Source organism: Symplocastrum torsivum (assembly GCF_059505465.1).
Genome location: NZ_JCACKQ010000045.1, coordinates 289,945 through 316,737, shown reverse-complemented (window position 1 = coordinate 316,737; position 26,793 = coordinate 289,945). Strand labels below are relative to the sequence as shown.

The 26,793-nt window shown below is 47.0% G+C and carries 25 protein-coding genes and 1 pseudogene; 14 read left to right on the top strand and 12 right to left on the bottom strand.

Translation table 11 applies throughout. The features are described 5' to 3' along the window. Positions 1 to 262: 262 nt before the first annotated feature. The 4 genes from AC5JL3_RS15175 (at position 263) to AC5JL3_RS15160 (ending at position 3,530) form a co-directional block, all read left to right on the top strand. Positions 263 to 607 carry a hypothetical protein gene (locus AC5JL3_RS15175; protein ID WP_496075261.1) on the top strand — a complete coding sequence of 115 codons (345 nt, stop codon included), beginning with the start codon at positions 263 to 265 and terminating at the stop codon, positions 605 to 607. Between the two features lie 41 nt (positions 608 to 648). Next, a complete protein-coding gene (locus tag AC5JL3_RS15170; RefSeq protein WP_496075260.1) occupies positions 649 to 1,263 on the top strand; it encodes a PAP/fibrillin family protein in 615 nt (204 codons plus the stop codon). A 188-nt stretch (positions 1,264 to 1,451) separates the two neighbouring features. Further along, positions 1,452 to 3,311 (top strand): tetratricopeptide repeat protein, encoded by a 1,860-nt coding sequence (locus tag AC5JL3_RS15165; protein ID WP_496075259.1) that lies wholly within the window; start codon positions 1,452 to 1,454, stop codon positions 3,309 to 3,311. Positions 3,312 to 3,368: 57 nt separating this feature from the next. Then, entirely contained in the window at positions 3,369 to 3,530 is a 162-nt protein-coding gene (locus tag AC5JL3_RS15160) for a hypothetical protein (protein ID WP_496075258.1), read from the top strand. Here AC5JL3_RS15160 and AC5JL3_RS15155 read toward each other — a convergent pair. From AC5JL3_RS15155 to AC5JL3_RS15135, 5 genes and pseudogenes are all read right to left on the bottom strand, one after another. Then, entirely contained in the window at positions 3,520 to 3,783 is a 264-nt protein-coding gene (locus tag AC5JL3_RS15155) for a hypothetical protein (protein ID WP_496075257.1), read from the bottom strand. The two genes, AC5JL3_RS15160 and AC5JL3_RS15155, sit on opposite strands and share 11 nt — an antisense overlap. A 20-nt stretch (positions 3,784 to 3,803) precedes the next feature. Beyond that, on the bottom strand, positions 3,804 to 4,562 hold the full coding sequence (locus AC5JL3_RS15150; protein ID WP_496075256.1) for a PAP/fibrillin family protein: 759 nt from the start codon (positions 4,560 to 4,562) through the stop codon (positions 3,804 to 3,806). 83 nt (positions 4,563 to 4,645) lie between these two features. Continuing rightward, a pseudogene (locus AC5JL3_RS15145) lies at positions 4,646 to 4,807 on the bottom strand (DUF29 family protein); the annotation flags it as partial. A 162-nt stretch (positions 4,808 to 4,969) separates the two neighbouring features. Then, entirely contained in the window at positions 4,970 to 6,085 is a 1,116-nt protein-coding gene (locus tag AC5JL3_RS15140; RefSeq protein WP_496075255.1) for an ABC transporter ATP-binding protein, read from the bottom strand. 153 nt (positions 6,086 to 6,238) lie between these two features. Further along, complete coding sequence (locus AC5JL3_RS15135) at positions 6,239 to 6,487, bottom strand: Asr1405/Asl0597 family protein (protein WP_496075254.1); 249 nt, start codon at positions 6,485 to 6,487, stop codon at positions 6,239 to 6,241. 302 nt (positions 6,488 to 6,789) lie between these two features. Here AC5JL3_RS15135 and dpsA point away from each other — a divergent pair, with 302 nt between their 5' ends. Further along, positions 6,790 to 7,344, top strand: a complete 555-nt coding sequence (gene dpsA / locus AC5JL3_RS15130) for a DNA starvation/stress protection protein DpsA (protein WP_496075253.1) — start codon at positions 6,790 to 6,792, stop codon at positions 7,342 to 7,344. 219 nt (positions 7,345 to 7,563) lie between these two features. Here dpsA and AC5JL3_RS15125 read toward each other — a convergent pair whose 3' ends face one another. Continuing rightward, a complete protein-coding gene (locus AC5JL3_RS15125; protein WP_496075252.1) occupies positions 7,564 to 7,944 on the bottom strand; it encodes a hypothetical protein in 381 nt (126 codons plus the stop codon). Positions 7,945 to 8,113: 169 nt separating this feature from the next. Then, the gene (locus AC5JL3_RS15120; protein ID WP_496075251.1) at positions 8,114 to 10,216 is read right to left on the bottom strand and encodes an ATP-binding protein; all 2,103 of its coding nucleotides are present in this window, start codon (positions 10,214 to 10,216) and stop codon (positions 8,114 to 8,116) included. Between the two features lie 326 nt (positions 10,217 to 10,542). Here AC5JL3_RS15120 and coaD point away from each other — a divergent pair, with 326 nt between their 5' ends. The 4 genes from coaD (at position 10,543) to AC5JL3_RS15100 (ending at position 14,363) form a co-directional block, all read left to right on the top strand. Beyond that, the gene (coaD, locus tag AC5JL3_RS15115) at positions 10,543 to 11,097 is read left to right on the top strand and encodes a pantetheine-phosphate adenylyltransferase (protein WP_192217268.1); all 555 of its coding nucleotides are present in this window, start codon (positions 10,543 to 10,545) and stop codon (positions 11,095 to 11,097) included. Continuing rightward, entirely contained in the window at positions 11,004 to 11,705 is a 702-nt protein-coding gene (locus AC5JL3_RS15110; RefSeq protein ID WP_496075250.1) for a F0F1 ATP synthase subunit B, read from the top strand. The genes coaD and AC5JL3_RS15110 overlap by 94 nt, the downstream gene beginning before the upstream one ends. A 152-nt stretch (positions 11,706 to 11,857) precedes the next feature. Next, entirely contained in the window at positions 11,858 to 13,201 is a 1,344-nt protein-coding gene (gene gor, locus AC5JL3_RS15105) for a glutathione-disulfide reductase (protein ID WP_496075249.1), read from the top strand. Between the two features lie 433 nt (positions 13,202 to 13,634). Next, complete coding sequence (locus AC5JL3_RS15100; RefSeq protein ID WP_496075248.1) at positions 13,635 to 14,363, top strand: DUF3891 family protein; 729 nt, start codon at positions 13,635 to 13,637, stop codon at positions 14,361 to 14,363. 161 nt (positions 14,364 to 14,524) lie between these two features. On the opposite strand, the gene AC5JL3_RS15095 is transcribed toward AC5JL3_RS15100, so the two are convergent. Next, positions 14,525 to 16,294: an N-acetylmuramoyl-L-alanine amidase family protein gene (locus tag AC5JL3_RS15095; protein WP_496075247.1), complete on the bottom strand. Its 1,770-nt coding sequence runs from the start codon at positions 16,292 to 16,294 to the stop codon at positions 14,525 to 14,527. 164 nt (positions 16,295 to 16,458) lie between these two features. After that, entirely contained in the window at positions 16,459 to 17,004 is a 546-nt protein-coding gene (locus AC5JL3_RS15090; RefSeq protein WP_496075246.1) for a pyridoxamine 5'-phosphate oxidase family protein, read from the bottom strand. A gap of 237 nt (positions 17,005 to 17,241) precedes the next feature. Between AC5JL3_RS15090 and pyrG the strand changes: the two genes are divergently transcribed. Together pyrG and AC5JL3_RS15080 are read left to right on the top strand one after the other, a co-directional pair. Then, positions 17,242 to 18,954 carry a CTP synthase gene (pyrG, locus tag AC5JL3_RS15085; protein WP_496075245.1) on the top strand — a complete coding sequence of 571 codons (1,713 nt, stop codon included), beginning with the start codon at positions 17,242 to 17,244 and terminating at the stop codon, positions 18,952 to 18,954. A 76-nt stretch (positions 18,955 to 19,030) separates the two neighbouring features. Beyond that, positions 19,031 to 19,450, top strand: coding sequence for a hypothetical protein (locus AC5JL3_RS15080; RefSeq protein WP_496075244.1), 420 nt, complete (start codon positions 19,031 to 19,033; stop codon positions 19,448 to 19,450). Positions 19,451 to 19,519: 69 nt separating this feature from the next. Here AC5JL3_RS15080 and AC5JL3_RS15075 read toward each other — a convergent pair whose 3' ends face one another. Beyond that, positions 19,520 to 20,758, bottom strand: a complete 1,239-nt coding sequence (locus AC5JL3_RS15075) for a DUF4336 domain-containing protein (RefSeq protein ID WP_496075352.1) — start codon at positions 20,756 to 20,758, stop codon at positions 19,520 to 19,522. 292 nt (positions 20,759 to 21,050) lie between these two features. After that, on the bottom strand, positions 21,051 to 22,169 hold the full coding sequence (locus AC5JL3_RS15070; protein WP_496075243.1) for a precorrin-8X methylmutase: 1,119 nt from the start codon (positions 22,167 to 22,169) through the stop codon (positions 21,051 to 21,053). A 208-nt stretch (positions 22,170 to 22,377) separates the two neighbouring features. Here AC5JL3_RS15070 and AC5JL3_RS15065 point away from each other — a divergent pair, with 208 nt between their 5' ends. Next, positions 22,378 to 24,366 carry a heavy metal translocating P-type ATPase gene (locus AC5JL3_RS15065; protein WP_496075242.1) on the top strand — a complete coding sequence of 663 codons (1,989 nt, stop codon included), beginning with the start codon at positions 22,378 to 22,380 and terminating at the stop codon, positions 24,364 to 24,366. A gap of 46 nt (positions 24,367 to 24,412) precedes the next feature. Here AC5JL3_RS15065 and AC5JL3_RS15060 read toward each other — a convergent pair whose 3' ends face one another. Then, positions 24,413 to 25,087: a response regulator transcription factor gene (locus AC5JL3_RS15060; protein WP_496075241.1), complete on the bottom strand. Its 675-nt coding sequence runs from the start codon at positions 25,085 to 25,087 to the stop codon at positions 24,413 to 24,415. A 198-nt stretch (positions 25,088 to 25,285) separates the two neighbouring features. Here AC5JL3_RS15060 and AC5JL3_RS15055 point away from each other — a divergent pair, with 198 nt between their 5' ends. Beyond that, positions 25,286 to 25,756 (top strand): DM13 domain-containing protein, encoded by a 471-nt coding sequence (locus AC5JL3_RS15055; protein ID WP_496075240.1) that lies wholly within the window; start codon positions 25,286 to 25,288, stop codon positions 25,754 to 25,756. A 127-nt stretch (positions 25,757 to 25,883) separates the two neighbouring features. After that, complete coding sequence (locus AC5JL3_RS15050; protein WP_496075239.1) at positions 25,884 to 26,612, top strand: DUF4079 domain-containing protein; 729 nt, start codon at positions 25,884 to 25,886, stop codon at positions 26,610 to 26,612. The last annotated feature ends 181 nt before the right edge of the window (positions 26,613 to 26,793 follow it).

Here is a 26,793-nt window from a genome sequence, read left to right as displayed (position 1 = left end):
AATCCCCCCGAAACGGGCTACCGCGTACACACAAGTCGGCAGACCTCTCCCCAAATCCTCACTCTCATCTCCGGCTCTCCGAAGCGGAGAGGGGCTTTGAAGATGGCTCCCCTTCCCTTGCAGGGAAGGGGCTGGGGGTTAGGTCTGGGAGAGCTTTGAGCAAAACAAGTCACTTGTACATACACAATAGTCCCGCTTCGGGAAGGGCTGGGGAGGGGTTCTTCCCAGATTCAGCACAGACTGCACCAACTCCACAACAACCATGAACGTCCTGCGCCGTCGCATCAACCCCGAAACCTTTGTCATCACCAAAAGACAACTCGCCAACTATCTAAAAACTGACCCTAGCCGAGTTTGGCGTTGGGAAAAATGGAAGCACGTACTTTGGGTGCATATTCAAGACATTGGTGGCTACTTCATCAGCTACCGCCAGTTAGAGCAGTGGGTAGCCGCTTGCTGCACCTTAATTCGCGCCTGCCAAGACTTGAAAGCACTGAAACTAGTCTGGTCAGCCATTGAGCGAGAAGCTAAAAGGTACATAGAAGAAGCGTTCAACCGTCTGCGGGAGATTCACGCACAACGACAAGCCTATTTGCATCGTCACTAACCGAGATAATAATAAGAAGAAAACAATGGATATTTCAGTACATGGTAGAAAATGACGCAACAAGATTTGCCCTAAAAACTGAACTCTTGCAACGAGTAGAAGCATTAGGGCTACAGCAAGCGCTATTTCCATCAGATGGAGAGCCAATCGATGAAATTGTGCAACAGCTAGAAAGCATCAATCCCATCCCAAACCCACTCCACCCCGACCATCTCCCTTTTCTACTCGGTAACTGGCAATTAGTGTACGCCTCAAAAGGAACAGTCGTTACCCGTCAGGTCGCATCAATTCCAGATTTTGGGGGAACAATAACAATCAAACGAGTGTGGCAAAGGTTGGTGGCAGGCGGTACGGGGAAGATTTCTGCCTCTAACAGTGCTTTGCTTGACTTACCCCTACTAGGAGAATGGCAGTTACGAGCTGATGGCGTTTGGACGTGGGGTGCTTCTGAGCAGATGGCTAAGGTGACGTTTGACAGTTTTTCTATGCAAGCAACAAAGCTCTTTGGCATGGAAAGCTGGAGTTTTCCTGAGCTGACAATCCCCGTGTTGGAATTCCTCCGCAATGAGGCAGAGTGGACAACCTCCTACTTAGACCAAGAAATCAGGGTAGGACGAGGTGCAACAGGCAATCTGTTTGTGTTTCGTCGTGAGTAAGCTGGGCGTTCTGGGCGAGAGCGTTCCATCAACTCAGTGATTATGGGGAAAGCGATCGCGTTCGAGTAAGATGATGCTTATGGACAACCTGATTGGCTCAGATTAAGAGCATTCACAAAGTAATCCAGTGAAGTTTCTCGCAAGTTAATAACAACTTATATTTACAGTTCTGGCAGGAGTTTACAGGGGTGAATCTCAAACTTTTGTTGGCTGCGTTACTGCTGGCTATCGCTCATCCAGCCAGCGCAGTGATTGGACAAGATACTAAGCAGGAGCAGGTTCTAGCTGCTGAGCCGGAGCAGGTTCTAACTGAAGCAGAATTATTAGCTTCCCTTGCAGGAGGCTACACTACCATTAAGCAGCCTGACCGAGCCATTCAGCTTCTAGAAGAAGCGTTGTCTTTCAATCAAACCCTTGCAAACCCCTGCCACAGGCTCGAAATTTTAACCAATGTTGCGGGTAACTACGCCTTCGCGGGGCAAGAAACCAAAAGTTCTGCACTTTTTGCTCAAGCTCAAGAGATTCTTGAGACGACTCAATACTGCGGACCAGAACCGTCTGCATCCGCTCGTAACGATCCACAGAATTGGGTACTTGTAGCGGCGGGAAGACACGCTATAGATGGTCGCCATGACATAGCCCTGAGAATCGCAACGAGTTTTGGAGACAAGTATCTTGAAGGTATGCTGCAAGGGCTGCTCTATGCATACACTACTGACTCACGACAACCCGATCGAGCGGCTGAAATACAGCTAAAATTAGCTGACTACTATAACAGAATAGGGCAATCTGACAAAGCTGTTCAAATATGGCTTTCCCTAGTCAACTACTATAACGAGACAGGTCAGCCTGACCGAGCAGCCGAGCTTCAGAGTTTAGCTTCAAAGGTTGAGCGAACCTTCGAGAGTAGCTCCTCAAGCACCCAATCTCCACAAACTCAAGCACAAACAGAGCTTTTTCGCTGCTTTGCACAAAAAGAAACCAACACCCTTTTGTCAATAAGAACAATTGTAGAAACTCTAGATCGAGAGCAGCTAAGGCAAATTCTCAACATTTGCAAGGAAGTAGAACTAGCTGAACAAGCAGATGTTCCTCCACTGGCTTTTAAGGCTCTTGAACAAACAGTTGTAGCTGCACAAAAGATTGCCAATCCTATTTCGCGATCGCGTACATTTACCGCAGTTGCCAATCTGTATGCAAATGTGGAGAAGGATGCAGAAGCAGCCAAGCTTTTGGATAAAGCACTATCGGATTTACGAGCAGGTGCAGAAAATTTACGCTCGGATGCTCCTTTTGAGGCGAGTCGTGCGCTTGAAGAAATTATTGCTGGGTACTTAAGAATTGGACAAATCGATCGGGCACTCGAAGTGGCTCAACTCGTTCAAACTGGCAAACTGAATCTTGCCGCCTCCGACTTTTCTCAAGTTCCAGTAGACTCCAACTTTGCCTACCAAAGTTTGATGCCACCTATTGTCGCCTTCTATGCACAAAATGGGCAGTTTGAACAGGCACTCCAGCTTGCTAATACCCTTGGTAGAGGTCATCGAGACGAGGCGCTTCTTCGCATTGCCGAACAATATGCATCAAAAGGGCAGTATGCCCAAGCACTTAAAACGGCTCTAATGATTAAGGGTCTGGAAGTTCAAAATAAAACCAACGTTATTTACAGCATCATCGAACAGGCTATTAACGCAGGAGAACTAAACTGGGCGGTGCAAGCAACTCAGACAATGGATTGGACAAAGCAGACAACTCAAGCAATTGGTCAAACAATCGATGGAGCGACGAATGAGACTCGTTTCTATCGCAATAAATTGCTGCTGGGAATTGCTCGTGAGTACGCTGAGTTAAGGCAGTTCGACCGTGCGATTGAAGCTGTTGATATGATGAGTTCGGATGAATTTGGTAACTATAGGAGGGTTAAGGCTCTCAGTGCGATCGCTCGTGAATACGCTCAAGCCGAGCAGACTGAGGAAGCTGTAAAGTTACTAGAGCAAGCCCTAAAAATTGTTCGCGCTATTTCGCCTCCCACACTCACTCCACCTTGATTATCTCCCTTCTCTACTCGGTAACTGGCAAATACCCAGAAATCAGGGTAGGACGAGGTGCAACAGGTAATCTGTTTGTGCAACGCCCGTGAGTCAGTTGGCCGTTCTGGACGAGAGCTTTCCATCAACTCAGCGATTATGGGGAAAGCGATCGCTTATCAGGAAAATACGATGAACTTCATTATGGAGGAATGCAACATTAAGCGAACTAAAGTATAGCTTGAACACGCTCAATTAATTCATCTAGATACTGTTCACAAAATCTCTCTGCCTCTGAAAGAGGCATACCTCTAGCGACAGCATATGCCTCAAAGGCATTGTAAATCATCGCTTCAGTAAGCTCTGTTTCTTCCTCTCCCAGTGCCCAGCGATGCTCAATACATCCTCTAATTATTGAATTCACCAATTGTTGCTCTTGCCTGAGATCGGCAAGCAGTTGTTCCACAATACTTTGGGAAGAGGGTTCATTCATTTTAGAAGTCTCCTGCAAACCTACTCAAGAAGGCGCTCACACACCAGAACAGTACCTCGCTCCCCTCGTGTGATACGCAACTCTTCATCGAGATAAAGCACTTCGAGATTACCTTTAGGAGACCTCCGCATTTTGAAAGAAACTCGCCCCGTGTTTCGATCCATTCCTTGTGGTGGAACAATCCCGAACATCATCCTCAAAACGCTGGTCATCAGCCTTTCTTTTAGACCTGTTGTTGAAGGTTTGGACTGCTCTCCAAATACGGCTTTCCATGCTTCTATCTCATTTGGCTCCTTCGGTGCCAGTTCTCCCCCTGTGAACTGCACTTGCAGAGTGTTGTCATCACTAGGAGAGCAAATCCCTTGGTTGTGAACGATGCCTTGTAGCGTAGGAGTATTCTCGTCTACTGTCGTGAATTCAACAATGATGTCATGAGTCCGTTGTTGACCCTCGCCTACCGGAACTACAGGTTGCAGTACCCGATCAATTACAATTTTTAAGCTGGTGGGTTGAAACAGATTAAAGGCAAGCCGACCGAGGGTATAAACATACTTTCCATCACTTCGCAGTTCTCCATTGGGAAAGTTGGGCGCACTAATCAATAGCCATTGCCCATCCATTAGCGCGTCACTGCGAGTAGGTGCTGCTGTTGGGTTGAGGTGTACAAGTTTCTCAATTGCTACGGCTACAGATTCGTGCTTAGTCTCACCCCCGTAAGCAGCAAGTGCTTCCCTCAACCTTGTCTTCGCTACTTTCCTATCTTGAGCCTCAATATCCATCTAGCAATTGTCAGTGTTTCCCTTTCACAGTAATGCTCACATCTGGTGCGTGCTTGACTCTGGTAAAAACTCATCATCTATTAACTTCTCCGTTCACTCCTCCCCATGTCCTCGATTTCCTCAATCAGATTCTCCCAATCCACACTTGCATAGTCCTGACTCCGCAATTTTTCTACAGTCGTTTCTATCCATTGCAGGTAATCTGATTCATATGGAGTTTGGAGATCGACCTTTGGAGAAGGCATAGCAGTTTCCATAGAGGATTTTTTTACAAGCAACTGACAGAGGAACCCAGATGTTTCCACATTGTAGTTCGTGTATTAGCGTAACGAACCCGTAGGAGCATTGCTTTTATTCTGCTTCATTGTTAAATTTTGAACAGAAAGAATACAGAAGTTCAGGACGAGTTAGGCGATTTTTGAAGGCAGTGCTGGGGTATTTTCGGAAATTGGCGCAGTGGTTGAAAAAATTTGTATTGATGAGCTAGCGACACTCAGCTTTACCCGTGTTCCTACTAGAATCTGAGTGTTTAGTGTTGTGCGAACTTGCAATTTTTTACCAGAGGGAGTTTCTAAAAAGTAACGGTACTCACGGCCTAAAAAGTGGCGATCGCAAACAGTAACATTAGCATCATCATCGGGCACTAGGCTCACGTCTTCTTCACGCAGCATTAATTCACCCGCATCCAATGAAGTGTCTTGTGTGTCGAGTCTCCCAACTTCAAATAACCCCACCTCCGTTTCCCAAAGGTGTCCTCGACGTTGGGCGGGAAGGAAGTTTGCCTGAGTCACAAATTCTGCAACAAAGCGCGACTTGGGATGAGTATAGATATCTTCTGGTGTACCCAACTGCTCTAAATGTCCCTGTCGCATCACACCCACTTGATCTGAGATGGAAAGTGCTTCTTCCTGGTCGTGGGTGACAAAAATCGCCGAAGTCCCTGTTTCCTTGAGGATTGAGCGTACTTCGTGGCGTAGTCGTAAACGCACTTGAACGTCAAGGTTGCTCAAGGGTTCATCCAGCAAAATTAAAGCGGGTCGTGGGGCTAAGGCACGGGCAAGGGCAACACGCTGCTGCTGACCCCCTGAAAGTTCGTGAGGGTAGCGTTTTTCCAGCCCTGTTAATCCAACCAGTGCGATCGCTTCTGCACTGCGTTCCTTGATAGATACCCCAGTAGTTTTACCCCGACTCTTTTTCAACCCAAAGGCAACATTCTGGGCGACATTCAGGTGAGGGAACAAAGCATAGTCCTGAAACACCATACCCGTATCCCGTTGTTCTGGCGGTACCCAACAACCTGCACCCGCCACCAAACGCTCAGCCAATTCCACGGTTCCTAACTGAGGTTGCTCAAAACCCGCTACAATCCGCAACAGCGTGGTCTTACCGCAGCCAGAGGGACCGAGTAACCCTAGCAAATCCCCCCGTTGCAACGTCAACGTAACATTTGCAACGGCTGGGGAAGCTGCTTGCTCAAACTGCTTGGTAATACCCTCTAAATGCAGAATTGCCGATTGTGCCATGAAGTATGTTTGGTTTTGGATAAAGGTTAGTAAGACAGTCCCTCTGGGGCGGGATGGAGAGTAGGGAACTTACGGGTGTAGTTTTTTTACCTTTCAGTAGACCAGAGACTCGTAGAGACAAGAAAGATTTTTCCTTGTCTTCTTCCCCATTCCCTAATCATGAATTTGCCAGCAGCTTTCCAACCAGGAAGCTAATTCACGACGTCCAAGCGTCAGTTGCCGAACAACGCTCCAGAGTTGAATCGCCTCAACAACGTTATCAGCCTTTACGCTTAAAGGCTGGTTTGTCCTGCACTGACAAGAAATTCCTAGCTCTTGTAGGCGTCTATAAACTTGCCACCGATCTGCAAAAGCTATTTCAATCACTTGCTCGACTTCTGGGTTGGAACTAGATGAATTCATGCGTTTCAAAAAATGCAATATTTTATCATTAGTCGCTTCAATAAAGCTTCCGGCTTTTCCAGGAAGCTTAGCTGGAAAAGAGTTTTTTCTAATTACCCCTCATAAATAGATATAATGCAAATGCTATAGATTCTCAACTAATACAACTAAATATATCCGGGATTACACCCAACTCGCGCAAAAACCCAGAAGCCAGCACATAACCTTTATTAAGGTAAAGGCGAAACCTGCTGAAATTTCTGAAGAGGGCGTGTTAGACTTTCATTGCAATAAAACTTCCTTAATGAAAGGAAACTACGCTTATGTCAGAAACTCAGGGTTTACTACGCACATTTGGCGAAGTCTACGACAATCCTGTCTTACTCGATCACAGTGTCACGGCACCTGTTTGTGAAGGATTAAACATTGCTTTAGCCAGTTTTCAAGGGCTTTACCTGCAATATCAGAAACATCACTTTGTTGTAGAGGGCAGCGAATTTTACTCTTTACATGAGTTTTTTAATGAGGGCTACGAACAAGTACAAGGTCATGTTCATGACATTGGAGAGCGCTTGGATGGACTCGGTGGAGTACCCGCTGCTAGCTTTAGTGCCTTGGCGCAATTGTGCTGCTTTTCACCCGAAGCGGATGGTGTCTTTCCTTGCCGCCAGATGGTAGAAAATGACTTAGCCGCTGAACAAGCAGTTATTCAATTGATTCGGCGTCAAGCTGGACAAGCAGAGAGTTTAGGCGATCGCGCTACTCGCTATCTATACGAAACAATTCTCTTGAAAACTGAGGAAAGAGCTTATCATCTTGCCCACTTCCTGGCTCATGACAGCTTAACGCTAGGTTTTGTTGCAGCCTCACGCAATTAGCTGTTCTCGTGCGCCTACAGACTGAATGAAGTCCTTGTTGGTTAACCAGATGGCAGATGATTGTAGGGACGAGTGTAGCGAATAATTTTGAACCACAGAAAACTCAACACCTAAAACCCGCCCCACTCAGCCGACTGAGAAGAGGGCGGGTTTTATATAGCTGTTCTTTGAATTCAACAAAAAGAATACAGAAGTTCAGGAGTTCAAGATTATCCTGAACTACTGACCCTGTTCAATTTGCTGAATTTGCTCTGGTGTCAGGAGATTTCCGATTTGGGTGTTCAAGTTTTCAATAACCCCAACAATGCCCTGTTTCTGCTCGTCCGTAAGACCTTGGATCGCATTCAGTCCTTGACCATTCTGTCTTGCCTGAGCAAACTGAGTTTTTTGATCTGGGGTGAGGATATTTTCAATCGCGGTAATAGCGTTTGCCTCAAGTTGCTGAAATTGAGCTTGTTGTTGGTCGCTTAGTTGAATGCGAGTTCTTGTTGGCTGAGATTGTGGCGCGGTATCTTGAGCAAAAGCGGTGAGGGGAGTCGCAGAAATAGCGGCGGCTGCAATTAGCCCAACTATTAATGGTAAGAATTTGAGTTTCATCATTTTCTTAGAGAATTAAGAGGCATTAAGCCAGTCCTTACCAAGCTCTCAAACTGATTGTCTGTTGCCCTCTGCCAATTGGTATAGATGAGAAAAAGCGATCGCTTTATCGAGTGTCCTGATACTTAGCTATTGCAGCAAGCCTTCTCACTGACATAACCCAATAGATTAATCAGTTAATTTCTTGATGCCAGAGGATTTCTGCTACTCGCGTTATGCCATTCTTTAAGTGACGCCTAAACGTACTAAAGGGTAAATTGAGTAACTCAGCCGCTTGTTCCTGAGTTGGTGCTGGGTGTAGATAGGTGTGATAAAGCGCCCGATAGCATTTAGCATCACGAGGGGATGCCTCTAATGATTCAGCCGATTCTCGTAGCAAACCCTGTAAAGCTGCAATTGCCTCAGTCCCTTCAGCGGTGACAGCCACTTTCTCCATTACTAAACGCGATCGCAACAACGGATTATTCTGTAGCGCATCCGGACGAGAAAAATCTCGCAGGGCATCGCGTACCGCCCCCATAAAATCAGCTTGCGAGAGAACCACCAACGGTTCACTTACTTGAGATGATGCGATCGCTTGTGCCGAAGCTGCAATCTCCCGTTGTGCCAGCAACGCTTGCCACGCCTTCATGGGTAACACTCGCCAGTCATGCCCATATACTCCATAGCGTCGCCCTCCTACCTCAAAATCTGCTTCCGGAAGACGTGCCAAGTCAGCATAGGCAAACATTGCCGCCCAATCCTCCGGTTCCGCACAAGGAAAGAAGGTAAACGCAAGTCCTGCTGTGAGGCGATGATGTTGCACAAAGTTAATAAAAATCAGGCTTTGAGTTGGTGACGTTGTTTGGTAAGTCTCCCGCGCCATCCAGAAGCGAAACAGGGTTGCCCCTTCCCCAGTTCTCAACGGTGCTTGGTTTTGTAGGTAATGCCATGTTGAACGTGCCGCTGGATCTACAGTTAAGTCCTCGTTACTCGCCTGATGTAGCGCCACCATCATCACAAACCCAGCTGGCTGCTGTTGAGCGTCCCGAAACACCAACACCCCTTGCGGCTGCCGTCCTAGCCAGTAAGCCGCCAGACGCGCTGATTCCTCTCCTTCATACTCAGTAACCATCTGTAGCAGTGCTGGTTTGTCTGTTTCCCGAAAGGAATCCGTCAAGAGAGTGCTATTTTCCTGCCAAGTGAAACGCGGTCTAACGGCTGGATTATCCCGATGTAAGAAAATGTAGTCGAATAGAATCCGATGCTGCTCCTGACCTTGAGTCTGCTCCAAACGGCTGGTGTAGTAGGTTCGAGCACGTCCGTGAAGTTCGGCATACCAGTCAGGATTACGCCAACGCAAATCCGCAATTAAGACTTCACGCGCCAAGTCATGAGGAAATAGTCCTTGTTGACCCGGTTCAATAAATGATAGCTCTCGCAGCCAATCAAATAACTCATGAACATCAGGCATCCCTAACATTCTGGCAAGTAAGGCTTCTGTCGTCAGGCGCACCAAAGCACAAGCCTCCAATGCCATGCGGTGAGAGGTGCTTGGAACCTGTTGTACAAATTTTTCCAACAACGCCTTAATTACATCCGGTACAGCATCAGGCTGAAATTGGATATCCCCTTTCTGAGCAAATACATCAGCCACTAGGGAAAGAGCTAGAGGATAACCATGGGTAAAATCTAGAACTGAGCGGTGTTGGACAGGTGGGACAGCTCGTTTGCTCAAATAGGTGCGGCTTTCCTCTGGGCTGAGGTTACGCAATGGCAAGATATGGATTAAAGCTTGCCAACCTGGGTCAGCTCTCCAAGTTGAGGAGGGAGAGTGCCGTCCAGCGAGAACAATTAAGGTTGTGGCTGGCAATTGAGGTAAGAAGACTTCTCGTAGCCAGTCATCAAGGGGTGCAAAGGTTTCGTAGGTGTCGATTAGAAGAACTTTATGTTCCAATTCGGCAGCGAGAACCGGAAGTGAGTCGTTGGGATTCAGGTTCATGGCGAACCGCAATGCACTTAAAAAAGACTCAGGAGCCGGTTCGACATTACGAGCGTCTATGGATACAGTCGGGGTTTGGGCTTTTTCACAAATCCGAGTAAACTCACTCAGCAAAGTTGTCTTACCAACACCACCCGGCCCAAAGACGTGCAGGACTTGAAACGGTAAATCAACGGTGTCAGCGTTGTGTCTGGTTGGGAGAATTACCGACTCAAATAGCTTCAGCTCCAAAGCACGCCCAACAAACCGACTATGCCTTGCCTCACTGAGACGTTCTGCCAGTGATGATGACATTGGGTGCCCTCTCGATTTAGTTGCAGTCAATACTCTTTGTTTAACCTACTTTGATGGAGTTTTGACCAAGCACGGATGGATAGAGGATGGTGTTGAGTCATCAAATATGACAGGAAATCTTTACCAGCCGTTAACGTTGATAGTTAAGAAGCGATCGCTAAATGTTGTTTAAGCATTTTTTCATCAACAAGCACGGCAACGGCTTTCCTAGCCGTATAGACACCAGCGATAGGAAAATCTCATTACTAATCGTCTTCCAATAATCGTGTTGAGGTTGACTGGTATCGGTATAATCACCTGAGTAACTTCCCTGATGCTCTTTTCTCGTGATTGCAATTTATCCGGGTAGCTTCGATCCCATCACCTTAGGTCACCTCGACATCATAGAGCGTGGCTCTAAGCTCTTCGAGCAGGTGATTGTTGCCGTACTTCGTAACCCCGACAAATCTCCCTTATTTACAGTGCAGGAACGAGTTGAGCAGATTCGTAAATGCACAATAGATCTACCTAATGTAGAAGTTGACAGTTTTGCTGGTTTGACCGTGGAATATGCAAGACTGAGGAATGCTAAAGTGCTGTTGCGGGGGCTACGGGTACTTTCAGATTTTGAAAAAGAACTCCAGATGGCTCATACCAATGAAACCCTCTGGGATGAGATCGAAACCGTTTTTCTCGCCACGTCTAACGAGTACAGCTTCTTAAGCAGTAGCGTGGTTAAAGAGGTTGCCAGGTTTGGCGGCTCTGTCGATCATCTTGTTCCCCATGCTGTTGCCCTAGATATTTACCGATGTTACGCCGAGACTCATCCAGGATCGACCCCCCCGACCGCGACGAACCCAGCAACCCCAACGACCCGCCTCCGAGTCGATCAGGAGGTGTAGACATACAGCAGGAACTCAACCGGATTGAGGAGATTCTTTTTGATAGCCCTCATATCCCCTTCACTAAGCGCACGTTGGTGGATGAAGAGGTATTGCTGGCTCAACTGGATTTGATTCGGGAGAATCTGCCGGACGCCTTTGACACGGCCCAAAAGATTGTCCGCCAGCGTGAAGAAATTCTCTTGCAAGCGGAAGAATATGCCCAAGAAATTATGGAAGCTGCTGAGCGAAGGGCTGATCAGCTTTTGGATGAAATGGGCATTATTCAGCAGGCAGAACTCGAAGCGAGTCAAATCCGACAACGGGTTCAGCAAGAGTGTGAGGCAGTTCAAGAGCAAACTCTGGCTGAGATTGAGCGGATGCGCCTACAATCTCAACAAGAATTGGAGCAAATGCGCCAATTAACGCTTGCCGATTGTGAGGATATTCAAAACGGTGCTGACGAATACGCCGATTCAGTATTGCTTAGTATCGAGCAGCAGCTTACTGATATGCTTCGGGTGATTCGGAACGGACGACAGCAGTTACAACCGGAGGACGACTATCCAAGCCAGACAGATTCTGGTAACTCAGTACCAAGAAGCTCGGTACCTCCGCCTAAGAAGTGAGGGGAGATGGGGAAGATGGGGCGGTCGGAAGTTCATACACATAAAATTTTGGAGTTTTTCACTTATCGCCTCATCACCCCTCTTGTGCTAGTAAGGGTGTGTCATACTACTGCCCTAGTTCTTACACTTGAAGAGTAGAGGGAGGTTACCAAATGACATACGATTACGACTTATTTGTGATTGGGGCGGGTTCTGGGGGAATTGCGGCGGCAAGACGGGCGGCTCAATATGGAGCTAAGGTTGCGATCGCAGAATTCAAGGACTTGGGTGGTACTTGTGTCAATCGGGGCTGTATTCCCAAAAAAATGATGGTTTACGCCTCCCATTTCCCTGACCTGTTTGAGGATGCTCAAGGCTTTGGCTGGAGTCCCGTACAAAGTACCCTTGATTGGAAAAAGATGATTACTGGCGTTCATAAGGAACTGGAACGCCTCAACGGGGTGTATCAAAACATGCTGGATAAAGCAAGCGTGGAACTGTTTCGGGGTTATGCGAAGTTCCTCGACCCCCATACCCTGGAAATCGGAGACCGTAAAGTGACAGCGGATAAGATTTTGATTGCTGTCGGGGGATATCCAGTTAAGCCAGATATTCCAGGCATGGAATATGCGATTACCTCGGATGAGATGTTCCTCCTCGAAGAGCAACCCAAGAGACTCTTAATTATGGGTGGTGGCTACATCGGTGTGGAATTTGCCTGCATTATGAATGGCTTGGGTTCCGATGTGACACAGATTATCCGGAATGACCTGATTTTGCGAGGATTTGACGACGATATTCGTGCTGAGATTCAACAGGGGATGCAAAAGCATGGAATCCGGATGCTGATGATTACTGACCCTCCAATCATTGAAAAGACAGCAGAAGGGCTGAAGGTAACGCTCGGAGGTAAGCACAACGAAACCATAATTGTAGATACCATTCTTGCAGCTACAGGTCGTAAGCCGAAGCTCAAGAACCTAGGGATAGAGAATGCTGGTGTAGAAATTAACAATGGTGCGATCGCAGTTGATCAATACAGCCAAACTTCGCAAGAAAATATTTTTGCCGTAGGCGATTGCACTGACCGCATGAATCTAACACCTGTAGCGATTAACGAAGGTCGTGCCTTTGCCGATACGCAGTTTGGCGGTAAATCCCGGACAATGGCTTACGACAATATACCCACTGCCGTTTTTTCGACACCGGAAGCGGCAACAGTAGGGTTAACAGAAGCCCAAGCACGGGAACAGTACGCTGAGGCGGTGAAGGTGTATCGCGCCAAGTTTAAACCCACGTACCATAGCCTCAGTGGTCGGGACGAACGAATCATGATGAAGTTAGTCGTTGAGGAGGATACCGAAAAGGTACTCGGTGCCCACATGGTCGGCGAACAGGCAGCAGAAATCATTCAAGGAGTTGCGATCGCGATCAAAATGGGAGCAACGAAAAAAGACTTCGATGCTACCGTCGGACTTCATCCTTCGATCGCGGAAGAGTTCGTCACAATGCGCTAAACCTCGTATCCCTTAGTGCAGCATTGTAGGGACGCTGCGTCTTGCCATTAGTGTCAACATCAGCCCTAACGACGACTGGAAGGATGCTGTTGGTCAATTAGTTCTCGTGTGTGCCCCCTCCCTGAAACGGGGAGAGGCTTTCCGGCTCCCCCTTCCATAATAGGGAAGGGGGCTAGGGGGTTAGGTTTTCCGAATTCCTACAAAGTAAAGGGAAATTTGGACAGGTTCATCATCTCTGTCTTGATGCAGTAGGAAACGCTCAATTCTCTAGGTAACCTGTAACAGCGATTCATAGTTCTCGTTTCCCTGGTGATAAACCCGAAGCGTGATTAGGAAGCAACATCTCTAGCAACTAACCACTAATCGAATCACCTGAGGACGGCGATTACTGAATCGGCTAAAGGATTACAAAAATAAGGAGAATAATCATTTCGTGATTGTCAACCAAGATGAAAATGGTTGGGAAGTGATTTACCATCGCGCCCACGCCTTGCTTGCTGCTCAACTAGCGGGACATTGGAAGAAAGAAGATTCTCCAGTTCGCTTATATGAAACAATCGCGGCAATCTCCCACCACGACGATTTAGAACGTGAATGGGAAAGTAACGAACTTACACCTGCGGGTACACCCCTTGACTTTACCCTCGACAAATCGACTTCGCTCGACAAGTTGAGAGAAATGACCAAGAATTCCCAATACCGAGGACGGTGGGTTGCCTTACTCATCTCGAAGCATATGAGCTTTCTCAATGAAGGCAAACGCGGAGAGTCAAAGGAAATGGATCAGTTTCTTGACGAGCAACTTGAGAATCAAAAGCGCTGGCAGAAAGAGTTGAAGTTGAAAAAGGAAGAGGTTGAATCTGCCTATGCTTTTATGCAATTTTGCGATCGCCTTTCTCTTATCCTCTGCCAGGACGCTTTACCGATGGGTGAGCGGGCTTTAGAAATTTGCAAAGGCGCAGACGGCACACGCTATGACGTAGTTCAACTCAAAGATGAAAAAGTCACTGTCAAACCTTGGCCGTTTCAAGAGGAACCGTTTACCGTCAACGTTGAAGCCTGCTACCTCTCGCAAGTGAAATTTGAGGATAACGCTAGCCTCAGGCAAGCCCTGCAAACCGCACCACTCAAGATACTAGAGTGGACATTTGTCAAAGACTGATAGGTAAGGCTTCTTATAGCAAAAGGCAGAGGGCAGAAGGTTTATTACTAGTACGTGGTTGTTTAGACCTTTAAATCTGTCCTAACCTTTATGGCGACAGCTATATCTTAAAGGAGAAAGGGGAAAAGGAAAATTTCCCCATTCCCCATTCCCCTTTCCCTCTACTTGGCTTGAGTTGTCATCCATTGTGTAACGCCATCTGCGATCGCATTTGCCAATTTTTCTTGTTCTTGCGGATTGATCACCCACTCAAATTCTTCTGGATTGATCATAAAACCCAGTTCCAGCAACACTGATGGGGTACTGTAAGGACGAGTCAAAGCCAGGTTATTCCAAAACACACCGTATGACGGACGCTTTAACTCTTCAACTAAGTAGTTGTGCAGAAACATCGCTAGATTATGGGCTTGGGGGTGATACCAGAAGGTACCAATACCTTTCGTATTTATCGCATCACCACTATCAGGTAGGGCATTGTAGTGAATTGAAAGAGCGATCGCAGGTTGTAGTTGATCGATCATCTTCATGCGATCGGCAAGCGATACCTCTTTATCCTCCTCCCGTGTCATATATACTGTTGCCCCTCGTGCAATTAGCTGTTCTTGCAGCAGCTTAGACACCACAAGGTTGACATCTTTTTCTGGATAACCATTTGGCCCAATCGAACCCGTTTCTGTGCCGCCATGCCCTGGATCGACCAATATTTTCATTCCCCTTAGCGGCTGATTTGCCTGAGTGAGTCTTCCCCCACGTCCCATTCTTGGCGGATGACGAAGAGACAGGATTAGGCTGGTTCCTTCGTATCTGAGGCTATAACCCCACTGTTGTTGTGATTTAAGGTTAAAGGTGTATTGCAACTGCGTCGGGTTCACCTGTTGCCAATCCAGACGGGAAATTACAGGGTCATCATCTAGGCGAATTGTATCGGTTTGGGCAGTCGTGTTGTAAAGCGTTAGGGTAAACGTGCGATCGCCTTGCTGGACACTTACGGGTACAGGTGTTTGTAGCGGAAACACGACTTCTGTTGCCCCTTCAACCCGACGGGCGCTGATACTGCGAATCAGTGACAACGGCGGCACCGCACCTGGCAGAATACGGACTTCTGATGCCTTGATCCAAGCACCATAGTCAAGGCGTACCCATTCCCCTTCTCGTCCTGTAACCGTTGCCCGAACACCTTTTGGTAAGGGTGTTAGGCGAGAGTAATCTGTACTTGGGCCTGTTCGGGCTGCACCCGCTTCGGCAATTACTTCTGCAACCTCTAGTTTTGCCGGAGAGAGAATCGACACGTTTCCTGGTGCAGGTTGGGTTGTTGTTTTACCATTCAATGTGAGCTGAAATTGCGGTTGTCCTAAGTTAACGGCTGCCGAAGCTGTGGCGCAACCCTGATATTGACCACTTGCTGACGTTTCAGTTGGTCGATTTTGTGCTGTCAATATTGCTGAATTAGGTGGTAGCTGAACCGCTTGGGATTGTTGCGGCAAGGGAATTGTTTGTTCACCTAACTTGACGGATACCGTAGCATTTGGAGGTGCGATCGCGCCAAAACAAATCAGTTCTCCTGGTAGTCTGGCAATATCTACCGTTGGTGTCAGCGAATCTTTACCAAATGTCAAGCCAACTGGTACTTCTGGTTGAGTGGATTGCCGCGTGACTCGAAGCTGAATCTCCTGGTTTTGATAGCGTACCGTGAACAAATTTTCTCCCAGTTGCAACGGGAAACTCGGTGCGAAATTTCCTGCTGCACTCCGGGAAACACGAGAACCATTGATCAACACTTCTCCTGCTGCTGGTGCTGTGCCAATTAGGAAAATGCGATCGGCAGTTGTCTGATGTTTAGTGGGAGGATAGGCAACATAAAGCGGTTGTTCTGCCCAAGCCGGAGAGGTAATGAAAGTTCCTAACAACGCCAATCCCAGAATAGTTCTCATTCTTAACCCGACAAATTATTTAAAATCCAGATAACTTCTTCTAAATTTATAGATTCAGTTGTTTTAGGTTAAATGTTAATCATTCATCAGTCAACACTTAACGTCAAATATCAACAAAAATCTATTAATTAATTAGACAAATTCGATGTATTTGGAACTTATCCTTAATCTTCCAAAAGTTTAGTCGGTAGACCATCAATACTTTTCAGATTTTTAGTTTTCCAATACTCATGAATTCCCTGTTCTCCTTTGTTATCCGCCCATTGGATAAGAGTTTCTCGTTCTTCTTTAAACTCATAAAGCGGTACACCAAATCCGCAAGACGTTTGTGCCGAATCAACGTCCATGACAATAATTTGGCGTTCTCCTGGCACAGGGTTAAATAGTGGATAGAAGGATTGCCAATCTTCATTTCTTGGATGAATTACTTTCCCTTGACCATAAAGACGTAGAATTAAAGGCTTTTCTGAAAAGCTACAAAACATAATAGTCATTCGACTATCTTCATTTAAGTGAGCGGCTGTTTCATTACCACTGCCCGTTAAATCAAGATAAGCGACTGTTTTGTTATCAATGCAGCGGAATGTATCGATACCTTTAGGTGATAAGTTGATGCGACCTTGTCGCGGTGCTGTTGCTGTAAAAAAAACCTTTTGGTCTTTGATGAAATCTTGCAACGGTGCAGTGATATCTGGGTAAAACTTAGCCATTGTGTAACCTGCTTAAAAAGAATGTAATACTTTCGTAAAAGTCAGCAGCGATTTGTTAACGTTCAGAATAGCGGTGATTATCGTCTGTCTGCCGTCGAACGTAAAAGGGAGAAGCATAAAATTGCCCTTTTGCCCAATTGCTAGGGCAGAGCGTACCACCAGCAACCAACAATTCTTGAAGAGTGTGGCACAATTGACGGGGTGAATCTCTAAAAGTCTTGTATTCTTAAAAATTTTATGACTAAGTTTGTCTTTGTAACAGGGGGCGTTGTCTCTAGCATCGGTAAGGGGATCGTTGCCGCCAGCTTAGGACGTTTGCTCAAGTCACGGGACTATTCGGTTTCGATTCTTAAGCTAGACCCCTATATTAATGTCGATCCCGGTACCATGAGTCCCTTTCAGCACGGGGAAGTGTTTGTGACGGCAGATGGTGCGGAGACAGATTTGGATTTAGGGCATTATGAGCGCTTTACAGATACATCCATGTCGCGCCTCAATAGTGTTACTACAGGCTCGATTTATCAGGCGGTAATCAATAAAGAGCGTCGCGGCGACTACAGGGGGGGTACGGTACAAGTCATTCCCCATATTACAAATGAAATTAAAGAGCGTATCCATCGGGTTGCGAGGAATACGAATCCAGATGTGGTGATTACAGAAATTGGCGGAACGGTGGGTGATATTGAATCCTTGCCGTTCTTGGAGGCGATTCGTCAGTTTCGTAAGGATGTTGGGCGTGATAATGTGCTTTATACCCATGTGACGCTGCTTCCCTGGATTCCGGCAGCAGGTGAGATGAAAACCAAGCCGACGCAGCACTCGGTGAAGGAACTGCGTTCAATTGGTATTCAACCAGATATTTTAGTTTGCCGATGCGATCGCCCCTTACATCCTGGATTAAAAGAGAAACTTTCAGAATTCTGTGATGTCCCCGTCGAGTCAGTGATTACGTCTCCGGATGCCAGGAGTATATATGAAGTCCCCCTAATTTTGGAGCGAGAAGGACTGGCACAGCAAGCCCTACAGTTATTACATCTACCGCAACGCGAACCCAACTTGAGGCAGTGGCAAACGCTGGTAGAGCGTCTTTATTCTCCAACGCGCCAGATTGAGATTGCGCTGGTTGGTAAATATATAAGGTTAAGTGATGCCTATCTTTCGGTTGTGGAAGCTTTACGCCATGCTGCGATCGCAATGGGAAGTGACCTAAACGTGCGTTGGGTAAGTTCTGAAGAGCTTGAATCTTACGGGGCTGAACATTTTCTGGCTGGTGTAAGTGGTATTGTTGTCCCTGGTGGCTTCGGTGTCCGTGGGGTTGATGGTAAGATTGCAGCGATTCAATATGCCCGTGAAAATCAAATTCCTTTCCTTGGCTTGTGTTTGGGGATGCAGTGTTCTGTGATTGAATGGGCACAGCACGTCGCGAGACTGGAAGAGGCAAACAGTGCAGAGTTTGCTCCTAATGCGGCAAATCCGGTGATTAACCTGTTACCAGAACAGCAAGATGTCGTGGATTTAGGCGGCACAATGCGATTAGGTCTATACCCTTGCCGTGTAGCGCCGAATACGCTGGCGTTCTCGCTGTATCAGGATGAGGTGGTTTACGAACGTCACCGCCACCGCTATGAATTTAATAACGCTTATCGCAATCTGTTTTTGGATACTGGCTATGTGATTAGTGGAACATCACCGGATGGTCGCTTAGTAGAGATGATTGAACTTCCTAGTCATCCCTTCTTCATTGCGACTCAGTTCCACCCAGAGTTTCGCTCTCGCCCTAGTACTCCCCATCCTTTGTTCCAGGGGTTTGTGCAAGCCGCAATTCGCCTTGCCGAAGGGGTGTCGTCAGGCACAGCACATGGCGAAGAGGCACAGAAGTCGCTTATGGATGAGAGTGTTGCCCACTCTAGCACCGTCTCAACACAACCATCTCCAGCAGAGGTATCTTGAACCATGCTTGTTCCTGTGATTGGGCAACCAAAAGCGTTTGTTCTGCCAGAACTCACTTTGTAAGTGAGGAGGTTTTGTGGCGTACTGGATAAGAGTTAATTACGATCGCAAAGAATATGTCGTTGATCTTGACCGTCTCAGTGCGTTTGTGTGCGCCCCAAATGGCAAGATAACGTTCTGGTTGCCCAACAGTGGAATCCCGATTATCATCAACCAGCAAACTGACCCAGAGGATTATCAACAAGTTTTTGACTACATCCAAAATGTATCAGCACACGCACTATCGGGGTCTTGGCTACAAGTGAGTTATGAGCGCAATGATTATGTCATTGACCTCAACCGCATCAGTAGTTTTTGTCACTCTGCTAGTGGTCGATTAACATTTTGGTTGCCAGATAGTTCGATCCCAATCATTATTAATGAGCAAAAAGACCCAGATACTTACCAAAAACTCCTAGATTACATTAAGCGCAAGACCGGGCATATCCTAACTTAAGGGTTCCCTAAAGCTGTCTTTCATGCCATTATTAGACGAGCAGGAAAGCGATCGCAAAAAATCACCGCCTCATACATTGTCCTTCGCTGGCGACGTGATGCCCCTCTTGGTCAGGTTCTCTTCGAGTTTCCTTATAAATTCTAAGTCCTCCTCAGGTAGAGGCTGACTTCCACTTCCCAACGTGTCCTCACCGGAGGGCTTCTTCTCAAGAAAAGTGAACGCCTGCCGGAAGTGATGCGGTCCTGCCTCAATGGGCGCATCAAAGTGGCAGGGGATAATCCGATTGAAATACCACTTCGCCACCTTATCCGCCCAGTCGAGTACTTCCCTCTGTCCTTGGGTGAAAATGAACATCTGGAGAATCGGTGCGACAAAGGGACGACCGCCTCCTCGCAGCGCCTGGAATGACTGCTTCCAGTCGCTCTTCCATCGGAATGGATACAAACCAAAATACGCCCTTCTAGATCGATCTGGCGCTTTGAGAGCCTCCCGAAATGCCTGCCCCAGCCCAATCGTCTCCAACCTGCTTGGGCCGAAGTACAAAGCAAACAGTGAAATGCGCTGCCATCCCTTGCGGCGGTTTGCCTCAGTGTCTTCAACCACCTCGAATGCATTGTCTCTGGCGTGGAAGAGTAAGGGGTATGGGTCAACTTGGACAATCTCTGGTGGTTTCTCCGGCACAGAAAGCACGGAATCTGTTACTAGTAGAGTGCGCGATCGCTTATGAAATAATGCCACTTCTTCAAAAGAACCCCGTCCGAGATTGATGCTCAGCACCTCGTAGTCAAACTCATCACCAAAAGGGGTATCACCGCTAGCCTCCGGGAGTATCTGAGTCCGTTTAGTGGGGAAACCGAGCCAACTAAGTGGCAGATTTAGCGGAAAGCTCCACTGGTTTGCCGTCACGAAAACCTGTGAAGCAGGAAACTGTCTGGCGAAAGGGCCAACGAAGACCTTGTGTTCTAAGCCAGAGGCAGTTGGCAGGATGATGTACTTCACCTCACCATGCTTCGCTTCCAACTCCTTAACCAGCCGGATACACTCTTTTGTCGGCGCAACTGGCGCATAGACAAGGAGTCCTCCTTTTTCGAGCTTCACGACACTCATGCGAATTGGTACAACAGTGTAGAGGATGCCCTGCAACTGGTCGAACGTCCAGATTGTGTCCTTAACTACTTCTTTGCGAACTGTCCGCCGCCTATTGTATGGGTAGAGTGGCACAGCCAGCCAAAAACGCCATGACCAGTCTCCACGACTGATACTCGGACTATCCTGTTGCTCCTGCGGAATTAACTGTGTCCTCAACATATGCGTCTGGTGTGCTTTCTTTAGTGGCTCTATCCACTCCACGACCCCCTCCTGATTCACAAATGCTCACGCCTATTTTTGTCTATTCTCTAGATGCTGGAGGAAAGCAGATTTTTGACTTGATAACCTGCCTGATATCTAAACTCTAGACATTCATAATAATTAGACTTTAGGTAAAGGTGATGCATCACCCTTTGGTAGATCTATCTAGAAAATAAGTGGTAGGTGGTAGGGGAGAGGGATTGGGGAAAAAGACAGCAAGAAGTCTAATATCATGAGCCTCGCGTCAAACTCACTTTAAATAACAATGACAGTCTGGTTTCTCGATCAAAGATTCAGCTAAAGCATTTAGGGAAACCGCTGCAAGCAATCCGCCACCTAAGCTTCCTTCAATCGTGATAAAAGGAACGCCTGAACGCATCAACCGTCGCTTTGCGGCTGGTGCATGGCTAAACCCAATTGGCATCCCAATCACCAAGGCGGGTTGTAGTTGACCTTTTTCAATTGCAACAACTACTGACATGAGAACAGAAGGAGCATACCCAACTACCAAAACACAGCCTGATGGTAAGTGTTGCAATCGTTCTTGCCATTGGTCATGATGCCAGAAGGTAGTTTCGGCTTCTGCTGCTGTAGTGATGTGAGGATTAGCAATTAGGGTTTCTAGCTTGCAGCCTAAATGAGCGAGGCGAGTTTGGTCAATGGCACTCCCGACTGCTGGAACATCAGCAATAACTTGGCAACCCGCTTTGAGAGCTTCACGCGAGGCGGCGATCGCACCTTCGCCAATTCGTACAAACTGCACTAAACTTACATCTCCCGTCGCTAATACCAGTTTTGAGAGCAAGTCTACTTCAATCTCCGAACGGTCGGATAAATCAGGTAAAAGCTGTTGCAACGATTCGGTAAAGGCTTCCGGGTGAGCGTCAGTCGCTGCATCCAAGCCATCCCAAAGTTGCTCTAATGCATCTAATCCATCTTCTAGAGAGGCATCTTTACTCTCAACATCAAGGTGTCGTAGTTGAGCCAGTGCTTCCGCTTGAACCTCTTGGCAATGGCGATCGCGTCCTAGCAATCCTTCCAGCGCTGAGGCGGTGCGCCGCAGTCGTCCGAGTTTCTGAATCACTAAGTGATATTGCTGCTGTAGTTGAGTAGTCAGGGTGTCAACAGCAGTATCTGAATCTGCATCAAGTAAATTCCCAATATGCGATAACTGAAAGCCTTGCTTTTTCAAGGCAACAATCCGTTGCAGGCGTCTGACATCATCTTGGGAATAAAGACGGTAGTTACTTTGCGATCGCACGGCTGGAGGCAACAATCCAGACGCATGATAATGCCGCACCATTCTAGGAGTAATCCCGTCACCAACCGCTTCGGTAAGTTCTTTAATCGTTAAGTACTGATTTTGCATGGGCTAAGCTGTTGTGCATTTAAGTCGCCTATTCAACGAATCGGTTTTAGGGAAAAGGGAAAGGGTTTTCCCTCAGGACTACGCACTACCGCCAGATCTTGTAGGGGCGCACAGCTGTGCGCCCCTACAAATGACGCTCATGCCTTGACATTAACACTGATGTCAAGGTTTAGGCTGAGGGAGTCGTCAGATTGCACCTACTCCTCCGATGGCTCAACGTTCTGTCTCAACCCCCCACCTCAGCCAACTGCTCAAAGAACATCCCGATGCTGTAGCCGCCGCTATTTGTGGAATTCTTGTCCTCCTTGGCTGGCTTGCACTACACCTAAATTGGGTTGGACTGGCGTTGCTAGTTCTCCCAGCCGCTTACGTCATCGGAGGCTATGAAAGCACTCGCGAGGGACTCACTACCCTTTTTGAAGAAAAACAACTTGATGTTGACCTATTAATGATTGTCGCTGCACTGGGAGCAGCTTCTTTAGGATTGTGGCGAAAGGAATACTATTTAATCGTTGATGGCGCAGTGCTAATTTTAATCTTCGCCTTTAGTGGTGCATTAGAAGGCTACGCAATGCAGCGAACGGAGCGCAATATCCGCAGCTTGATGGCGGTAACGCCCGATACCGCAAGGGTATTGCTGCCTGGGACTGAACAGATGATTCCTGTTGAAAAACTCCAAGTGGGAGACGAAGTATTAGTCAAGCCAGGAGAACTGATTCCTACAGATGCGATTGTTGTAGAAGGGTACAGCGCTTTGAACGAGGCATCAATTACGGGTGAGTCTCTACCTGTGGAGAAGACGGTAGGAGATGAAGTCTTTGCTGGCACGATTAACGGTACTGGTGCTTTACGGCTGAGGGTGCATCAACCACCAGAAAGTAGCTTAATTCAACGGGTAATTCAACTAGTGAAGCAAGCGCAAACTGAAGCGCCTCCTTCTCAATTGTTTATAGAACGCTTTGAGCGAGGCTATGCTCAGGTTATTGTAATTGCTGGGATACTGCTAGCAACTCTACCGCCACTTTTGCTGAATTGGGATTGGGAAACGACTATTTATCGAGCCTTAATTTTTCTGGTAGTCGCGTCACCTTGCGCGTTGATGGCTTCGATTATGCCGACACTGCTATCGGGAATTGCCAATGGCGCACGACAAGGGATTTTATTTAAAACAGGCGCTCAGTTGGAGATGATGGGTCGAGTAAAAGCGATCGCATTTGATAAAACTGGTACGCTGACAACTGGCAATCTCCAAGTCGTTCAAATTATCCCAGCCGCAGGGCAAACAGAAAATCGTGTCTTGCAAATTGGGGCAGCGTTGGAATCATATTCAGAACATCCTATCGGACAAGCGATCGCCCAAGCGGCTCAGCTTTCAAAGCTAGAATTACCACCAGTTGCCAACGTCAAAGCCGAAATTGGTCAAGGGATTAGTGGTGAGGTTGAGGGGCAACTAGTTCTAGCAGGGAAAGCGGCTTTTGTAGAGAAGCAGAAAATTCATGTAGGAGCAGGTTTAGAAAATACTCTTACTGGAAAACAAATTACTTCTCAACAAAATCTACCGTCTTCAACTCTCCACACTCATGCACAGCAACTAGAAGCAGAAGGAAAAACGGTTATTTGGGTCGCTTATGCAGGACAACTGCTCGGAATTATTGCGATCGCAGATACAATTCGACCTAGTGCTGCCACTACCCTTAAGCGCTTAAAACAGCTAGGTATTGAACAGATTGTCATGCTAACAGGTGACAATCAGCGTACAGCCGAAAGCGTTGCCCAACAACTAGGAGTTGACCAAGTTTATGCTGAACTCCTGCCTGAAGATAAAGTCAGTGTGATTCGACGCTTACAACGGCAATATCAAACTGTTGCCATGGTAGGAGATGGTATCAACGACGCACCAGCTCTCGCTCAAGCCTCTGTCGGCATTGCAATGGGAGTAGCGGGTAGTGATGTTGCTTTAGAAACGGCTGATATTGTTTTAATGGCAGATCGTTTGGAAAAACTAGAACACGCAATTCGCTTAGGACGACGTTCACAAAGCATTGTCAAACAAAATATTACCTTTGCTTTGAGTTTTATTGTCTTACTATTGATAGCTAATTTTGCTGGTAGTATCACCATGCCTTTAGGTGTAATTGGACATGAAGGGTCTACAGTACTCGTAACCTTAAGTGGTTTGCGATTACTGAGAAATTGAATTGAAGACTAACCCTCTTTCATCACTCTATGCAAAGGATATATTACTACTCCCTTAATACATATCCAACACTACGCACAGTGTGAATTAAGCGCTTTTCGTTGTTTTCTTCGAGCTTGAGGCGCAGGTAGCGAACATAGACTTCAATGATATTGGAATCACCTCCAAAGTCGTAACCCCAGACCCGTTCCAAAATTTGGTCTCGCGTGTACACTTGCCGGGGATGCGAGAGTAAGTAATCGAGTAAGTCAAATTCTTTTGCAGTTAACTCGATCGCCCGTTTGCCTCGAAAAACTTCACGGGTGCGGCGATTTAAGCTCAAGTCTTCAAACTGCAACACATCCAAGTCAACTTCCTGAGTGCGACGCAGATGAGCGCGGACTCTGGCTAACAGTTCTTCAATGCTGAAAGGTTTAACCAGATAATCATCAGCACCAGCATCCAAACCCGCCACGCGATCGCTCACTTCATCTCTTGCCGTTAGCAAAATCACAGGGACGTTGTTTCCGGTTGCTCGAAGGCGACGGCACACTTCTATTCCAGATAACCCTGGCAGCATCCAATCAAGAATCATCAACTCCGGCGCTGACTCTCGCGCTAGCGTCAACCCTGCCATCCCATCGTGCGCTACACTGACGCGGTAGCCTTCGCTGTGCAGTTCCAACTCTATGAACCGAGCCAACTTGACTTCATCTTCGACCAAGAGAATATGTGCAGTCATAACAATAAACGACTCTAACTTTTTCGAGAAATGCACTTAATGTCACATGACAACACCACAGTTGCCTGAGAGAATCCTGAGATTAGGCTAAATCTTCTTAAGGATTAAATTCAGAGAAAGTCTAGTTTAGTTTCAGATGCACTTCAGTGACAGCGCTCATGATGACAAATAAGTGGATGACTTCTAGATGGTGTCTTAATGAGATTGAACTATTTCACAATGCTTGGTGCTGTCTTGGTGTTGACTTTGAGTAGCTGTGGAGCAACACTGACCAATCAGCCCTTGACTCAGGCGGAACAACCCACAGCGGCTGAACCGATTGCACAGAATCAGAATGCAATAAGATCTGGGACTTTCGTCAAAGCTGAGCATCCGACTACTGGCACAGCGCAAATCGTGACTCGCGATGGTAAGCAGGTTTTGGAGCTTGATCAAGTCTTTGAAACTTCTAGTCAAGGACCCGATTTATACGTGATCTTGTATCGCACCGAAGCACCACCCGCTTCCATTGAAGAGGGAGATTATGTAAGTTTGGGCCGCTTACAGAAGTTCAATGGTGCTCAGAGCTACCTCATTCCTGACGATGTCAAACTAGAGGATTACAAGTCTGTGTCCATCTGGTGCCGCCAATTCAATGCCACCTTTGGATACGCTGCGCTTAGCTCGTAAATTTTGCTCAGTTCCACGACTACTCAGCAGATTTGTCACACGATCTGCTTCATTTTCTAGGTTCAACATTCCTAATCTTTGCCTAGTTCATGCTGCCTTGAGTCCCCACTTCTGCTAGAGGTTTCAGATGAACAAAGATTTGCTTGTATTACTGCATCCGTTCTTTGCCGTAGTTGTAGTCTTTCCATTGATTGGAGTTGTCGTGAACCGCGCTTGGCAAGTTCGACAGCGGCGATTGCAAACCCTCCAAGGAAAAAGTAAGATTCCGCCAGTTGTGGGACAGGATCATGTCCAGCTTGGTCGTTGGCTCACAGGTGCTGTTGTTGGTATTGTTTTAGTGGCATTAGCTGTCGATATTAGTGGCAGTATTTTAGACAACCAAGTTTGGAGTAAAGAACCCTTCAAAGTAGCCTTGATCGGACTAATCTTTGCCGTGGCGATTTCCTCCCTTGTCCTGCTCTACCAAGCAAAGCCAGCACTATGGCGGGGAATCTTTGCCACACTAACTGGGATAGCTTTAGTTGTGCTTGGCTGTCAAGATGGAATCTATCGTAAAACCGATCAGTGGTACATTTCTCACTACTATTACGGTATGATAGCTGCGCTCTTGATGATTTTTTCCCTAGCAATCGTACAAAACATTTACCAAGACCGGAAAAATCGCTGGCGCAGCGTTCACATCGCTGTGAGTTGTCTTGCCCTCTTACTATTTCTTGGACAAGGTATCACTGGAACACGAGATTTGTTGGAAGTTCCACTGAGTTGGCAGGAGCCTTACGTGCAGAAGCTTTATGAACAGCAGTGTGAGATGAAGCCTTGCACCATTCAGGCACCTGCTGTTCATAAAGCACCTTAGTTAACCACTACACAAGGATAAAAATAGTTCCAAATGAGAACTATTTTCCGTCGTTTCAGCCTTTATTTTCAAGACAAGTCTATTACTTAAGACTCAAGATACATAATTTCTGTAGAAAATTAGCCAACTGCCCAAATAGGTAAAGTACCTATAGCGGTTCTCATTGAGAAGATTGTCAGTT